The organism is Peribacillus sp. P4_C12 (assembly GCF_056402095.1).
The window spans coordinates 1-6,048 of sequence record NZ_JBFUIB010000212.1 but is presented as its reverse complement, the minus strand read 5'-3'; the positions used below and the strand labels follow the sequence as shown (position 1 = coordinate 6,048).

Annotated in this window: 6 protein-coding genes; 5 read left to right on the top strand and 1 reads right to left on the bottom strand. The window is 36.3% G+C overall.

The features are described 5' to 3' along the window. Together AC1DUW_RS19060 and AC1DUW_RS19055 are read left to right on the top strand one after the other, a co-directional pair. Positions 1–1,487: cobyric acid synthase (locus AC1DUW_RS19060; RefSeq protein ID WP_477643201.1), on the top strand; the 1,487-nt coding region annotated here is incomplete at its 5' end. A 289-nt stretch (positions 1,488–1,776) separates the two neighbouring features. Continuing rightward, on the top strand, positions 1,777–2,049 hold the full coding sequence (locus AC1DUW_RS19055) for an HU family DNA-binding protein (RefSeq protein ID WP_053345857.1): 273 nt from the start codon (positions 1,777–1,779) through the stop codon (positions 2,047–2,049). Positions 2,050–2,519: 470 nt separating this feature from the next. Here AC1DUW_RS19055 and AC1DUW_RS19050 read toward each other — a convergent pair whose 3' ends face one another. Next, on the bottom strand, positions 2,520–3,326 hold the full coding sequence (locus AC1DUW_RS19050; RefSeq protein ID WP_477643200.1) for a protein kinase domain-containing protein: 807 nt from the start codon (positions 3,324–3,326) through the stop codon (positions 2,520–2,522). 471 nt (positions 3,327–3,797) lie between these two features. Here AC1DUW_RS19050 and AC1DUW_RS19045 point away from each other — a divergent pair, with 471 nt between their 5' ends. The 3 genes from AC1DUW_RS19045 to AC1DUW_RS19035 all read left to right on the top strand — a co-directional run. Then, positions 3,798–4,226, top strand: coding sequence for a hotdog family protein (locus tag AC1DUW_RS19045; RefSeq protein ID WP_053345859.1), 429 nt, complete (start codon positions 3,798–3,800; stop codon positions 4,224–4,226). A gap of 5 nt (positions 4,227–4,231) precedes the next feature. Further along, complete coding sequence (locus tag AC1DUW_RS19040) at positions 4,232–5,557, top strand: sigma-54 interaction domain-containing protein (protein WP_053345860.1); 1,326 nt, start codon at positions 4,232–4,234, stop codon at positions 5,555–5,557. 285 nt (positions 5,558–5,842) lie between these two features. Beyond that, positions 5,843–6,048: acyl-CoA dehydrogenase family protein (locus tag AC1DUW_RS19035; protein WP_477643199.1), on the top strand; the 206-nt coding region annotated here is incomplete at its 3' end.

Genomic DNA, 6,048 nt, shown 5'->3' with positions numbered 1-6,048 from the left:
CCTCTGATGTAGGGAAAAGTTTGATTTGTACGGCACTGTGCCGGGTGTTTTCCAATAAAGGATTACGAGTCGTACCATTCAAATCGCAAAACATGGCTTTAAATTCGTATGTAACGTTGGATGGCGGTGAAATCGGCCGTGCTCAAGGAGTGCAAGCTGAGGCTGCACGGATTACAGCAACCACTGATATGAATCCGATTCTATTAAAACCGAAGCAGGATATGGTTTCAGAAGTCATTGTGCATGGAAAACATTTTCTTGATATGGATGCAAAAAGCTATCGATATCAATTTGTCCAAGAAGCCATGCCCATCGTACGTAAATCGGTGGAAAAACTCCAGGACGAATATGACATTATCGTTCTTGAAGGAGCAGGGAGTCCAGCCGAAATCAACCTGAAGGATCGAGATATTGCAAATATGCGTATGGCCAAACTTGCAGATGCCTCGGTCATTTTGGTAGCTGACATTGATCGCGGTGGAGTTTTTGCCTCAATTATTGGAACACTTGCCTTATTGGATAAGGATGAACGCGAATGTGTAAAGGGGATTATCATCAATAAATTTCGTGGGATGCGCGAGTTATTGGATGACGGCATTGAATGGGTGGAAAAAGAAACAGGGATTCCAGTCCTCGGTGTCCTTCCTTATATAGACGTGAATATTGAAGCGGAAGATTCATTAGCACTATCTTCCTTGCGGTTTAAAAAACCTAAAAAGGCGGAATTTCCAATCGATGTCGCCGTTTTAAGATTGCCTCGTATCTCCAATTTTACAGATGTGGATCCTTTCTTTGATGAACCGGGTGTAGGCGTCAGACTTGTAGGCAGTGTGCACGAATTAGGGAATCCTGACCTGCTTATCTTGCCGGGTACAAAAAACACGATGGAAGATCTAGAGTGGCTTAGAAGAGCAGGACTGGATAGGGCTATCCAAGATTTGCGTGAAAAAGGGACATTAATATTTGGRATATGTGGTGGATTTCAAATGCTTGGTACGAAGCTTTTCGATCCTGATGCTGTCGAGGGCTGCGGAGAAAATGCAATAGGACTTTCTCTTCTTCCAGTACAAACCGTTTTTAATGCAGAAAAGAAAACGGTCCAAATGGAAGGTGTTCTTTCTTCAGGGATCATGGAAGGAGAACTGAATCTGACTGGTTTTGAGATCCATTTAGGGAGAACATCATTGGACTCTACACTAGTAAGGCCATTTCTTTTATTGAAGGATGGAAGAGAGGATGGGGCTATTTCTGCAGACAACAAAGTCATTGGGACCTATCTTCATGGGATTTTCCATAATCGCTTGTTTACAAGAATGCTAGTTAATCAAATTCGAAGGTCAAAAGGATTAGATGAAGTGAAGGAAAATGTTCAAAGTGACTCAGAGCGAAGAGAAGAAGCTTATAACCTCTTGGCTTCACATTTGGAAGAAAATATAGATATGGATACTATTTATGAATGGCTGCAGTTTGAAACCATGGAAAGTTGAATAATAGTCTCACCTTATCCATCAAGCTATCGGAATTATTATCTAAAATAAAGCGCAATTCTTTCCATGTATCATGGAAAGAATTGCGCTTTTTTGTATATCGTAAGGATTCAAATGAACTAATATTCTTTCGTTTTTATATGATTTACTTTCGTGAAAATCACATTCACCATTAATTACAGGGTTAAACTTTCTTTTATTTAGTCATATTAAGTGACAGACATATACAAGATATGTTATGTTGGCTTCTCTACATACTTTATAGAATTAAAAGGATGAGGTGTTTGATATGAATAAAACAGAACTAGTGAGTACTGTGGCAGCACAAGCTGAACTAACAAAAGACGACGCTAAAAAAGTAGTGGATGCATTGTTTGAAACAATCACAACTACGCTTGCTAAAGAGGAAAAAATCCAATTAGTAGGATTTGGAACATTTGAAGTGCGCGACCGTGCAGCTCGTACAGGAAGAAACCCACAAACAGGTGAAGAAATACAAATTGCAGCTAGCAAAGTACCCGCTTTTAAAGCAGGTAAGGAATTAAAAGAAGCTGTAAAATAAAATAAACATGTAGTGAAAAAAACTCTGGAGATGAGAAAAGTCTCCAGAGTTTTTTTATTTAAATAAGTTTCATTTTAAAAGTTTATTCTTTTATTTGCGTTTAATTTAGGCCGTACTAACATTTAGTTGTATATTGCGCTAAAAAAGGTAGCTATTGAAGTTAAACAGATTTAACAAACGATGATTGTTAATAAGTACTTATCAGTAAGGTTTATCTCTAATATATGTTAGGCTATAACAATAAAACAGTAAGCTCTAGAAAAGAAGAAAAGTGGTGAAAAATATGTTTGAAAAAATAATGAAGAAAATTAAGCAGCTTTCCGAAGGCAGCAGCGAGCGAAGACATAGCCATTATCGTCGAGGCAGCAGTAGCAGCAGCAGGGGGTATAAACGGTCTCCAATGAGTGGTAGTAACCGCTATAAACGAAAAGGAGGGAGGAGTAGCAGTTAATACCCCTCCATGAAGTAATTTATTTTTCTTTAGATATAAGTGCAGCATGAAGATCTGCTGAAAGTTCACTGATATCTGAATAAGGTTCTTGAATTCTTAATAACCTTTTTAGTAAATGTACGGTTTCTTTTTCTAAAGAAAGTTCTTCTGTCCAAGGAAGAACTTTTTTATTGTTGGAAGAGTAAGTCGTATAAAGTAAATATAAAAGTATGTCTCCTAAATCATAATAGTCCTGCTGTTTCATTTCTAATTCTTTTGATGATGAACAAATTGGGTCAACCGAGACAATCTGTTTCGACAGACCAAAGTCGATTAAAAAAGGCTCTTTGTCTTTTAGTAAAATATTTGGAATACGTAAATCTTGATGGTACATACCATTTTTGTGAAGATAAGCTACTAATTCTAGCAGGCGAGCAAGTAAAAGTAGAGACTCTTTCTCCTTAAAGGTTTTATGATTTAAGAAAATTTGGTCTTCCAAATTGTCCCCTTCAATGTAATTCATTACATAATAAAAATATCCGTTATTTGAAAATTCATCATATAACTTAGGCATACTTTTGTGGTTTAACAAACGCAGAATAGAGATTTCATTTTCAAACAGCTTAATCTCTTTTTTGATACAGCGTTTACTTGGACGAAGCTGTTTGACTACTCTATTCTCATTTGTTTTCAAATCTTTGCAGAGATAAACAATGCCGTAGCTTCCTGTTCCTATAACACTTATGACCTCGTATTTATCATACAAAACTGCACCTTTTTTAATAGGTTTATCTACAAAAAACTGAAAGAACTTTCGAATGGAACGCCAAATTGAAACTTTCCTCACCTCAACTTTAGAGTCATAACAAACAAAAGACCATTATGATTTATATTATATTTTCTTTTCTTGATCTTTATAAAAACAGAACGGTTTGGAAGAATGAAGAAGCATGGCTATTCTATCATGGTTTTTGAAAATGCAGTAATTAGTGTCTTTTTATTTTATTTAATTTAGATTTTTTCTAAAAATAGTAGTCACTAAGGAGAATGAATAGTCGTGACTCTTTCTCCTTTGTGGCTCAATGTTCATTCAACTGGTTATGACTTCGAAGAAACTATGCACTCGTTTACATATATACGAAAATATAAAATAGTTACTAAATATTGGGTGATGTAAGTAATAGTTTTCAAGAAATCCTATAAGTTCAGGTCATTAGACAAGGGGCCACGCTACACCTTTCATTTGCATTGAATATTATGTATAGTTAGTATTATATGTAAAATAGTTAGAATATTCAAAATAGAGAGAGGGGAAGTTATGAGCTTAACAATCACAGATTTGTTTATCGGACAGATTGCTAGTCTTCAGCGTACTTTTAATGAATCAGATGTAAGGTTATGCAGTGAATTAACAAAAGATTACAGCCCGATTTATCAAGTGAATAAAGAGGAATGGAGAAGCAATTACAGCAAGCCGATTGTTCCTGGTTTGTTAACAGAAGGGCTTATTACTCAAGTAATAAGTGAAAAACTCCCTGGCAGTGCCTGTATTTTACTACAAAAGGAATTAGTGTTTTACCATCCTGTACATATAGGAGATATGATTTCGGCTGAGCTGGAGGTTATTGACATTAATTTAAATAGAGATTGGGTGACACAAAAGGTGACTTGCTATAATCAAGCAGGAATTGAAGTTATTAAAGGACAAGTTGTGATATTAGTTTTAACTAATCAAGATGTTAGGTGATGTGAATGGAAAACGTTAAAAACGTTAAAAGAAATTGGGGATCAATTGAAGTCGATGAAAATGGAAAAGTTATAGGCGCCAGTGCTGATTTTTATGAGCATTTCACTATAATACCGACTGATTTGATAGGGGAGTCCATTGCGAAGGTCATTCACACTTCTACGAACAATTCTCTAAAAAATCCTGATAAAAAACATGTGTTTCCAGGTGTGATCTCAGGACACTCTTGTTTTATTAGAACTATTCGAAAAGAAAGCATTACCATTTATAATGTAATCATCCGACAAGAAGAGCTTGAATACGCTGATTTAGTATATTATGCCAATTCCTTGGATAGGCATAAAGCTAAGAAAAAAGCTGGAATTCAAAGTCGATATGGCTTTGAAGAGATTGTTGGAAAAAGCCAAGCGATTGAAAGGATAAAAGAGCTGGCAGCTAGAATTTCTACCAGTAGTTCAACAGTGCTGCTTACCGGAGAAACTGGAACAGGTAAGGAACTGTTTGCTCAAGCGATTCATGGTTTGAGTACAAGAAAATCACACCCGTTTGTTCCGGTCAATTGTGCTGCAATACCAGATGAATTATTTGAATCGGAGATCTTTGGTTATGAAGCTGGGGCATTTAGCGGTGCGAAAAAAGAAGGTAAACCTGGGAAAATAGAATTAGCTCAAAATGGTACCCTTTTTTTAGACGAGATTTCTGAACTGCCTTATCAGGCTCAGGGCAAGCTCTTACGTGTCTTACAGGAAAGGGAAGTAGAAAGACTCGGTGGAACAGGGAGTAAGAATGTCAATATCCGTATTATTGCGGCGACGAACAGAGATCTAAAAACCCTTATTCAAGAAGGGAAATTCCGGCAAGATTTATATTACCGTCTTTATGTTTTTGAATTGAAAATTCCTTCTTTAAGGGAACGGCCGGAAGATATTCTTCCGTTAGCTTATTATTTTATCGATTATTTTAATAACAAATTAGGGTGTAACGTTAGAGAAATTGAGCCTAAACTCCAAGAATGGCTTTCAAATTATAGCTGGCCCGGAAACGTTCGTGAATTTAAAGCAATTATCGAACGAGGTATGAATATCGTAGAGGGACGGACTTTAACATTGGACTCTTTATATTTTACACCTAATTTAACTTTGCAGGATGAGGTAGAGGAACTGGGAATTTCTTACTCAAGTAGCTTGGATGAGGTAGTCGGGAAAGCTGAGATATCTGCTATTCAGCGTGCGTTAACAGAGTCGGATGGAGATCGTTCTTTAGCCGCTCAAAAGCTGAAAATTCATATTGCGAGCTTATATAGAAAAATTGCGAAGTACAAGCTGAAATAACGTTACTATAATGTTGATAAGTGAAATATAAATCAAGTTAACCTTTGAACACACTTTAGAAGTGTGTCTTTTTTTTGATTTCGCATATTTGATTTGCAAGATTGCGAAAAAAATTAAAAATGCGAAAACGATATTAAATGAAGCCTGATATGCAGCAATAATAAGTTGGCACACAACTTGCATTAATAGATTGACAAAGGATGAAGTTACTTAACTTAGATCATAAGATAGCCCGTGAATAGATTGTTTTGTAACTTCGTTAAACATAACAAAGGAGGTAATAACATGTTGAATTTTTCCTTTACAGAAGAACAAGATTATTTTCGTAAAATGTTGAAAGAATTTGCGAAGGAGGAACTGCTTCCTCACTATACAAAGTGGGATCGAGAAGAGATTACTCCAAGACACTTGTGGAAAGAGCTTGGGGAGTTAGGCGTAAATGGCCTGCGGATTCCAGTTGAGTATGGCGGAAGCGGTGCCGACTGTGTGAC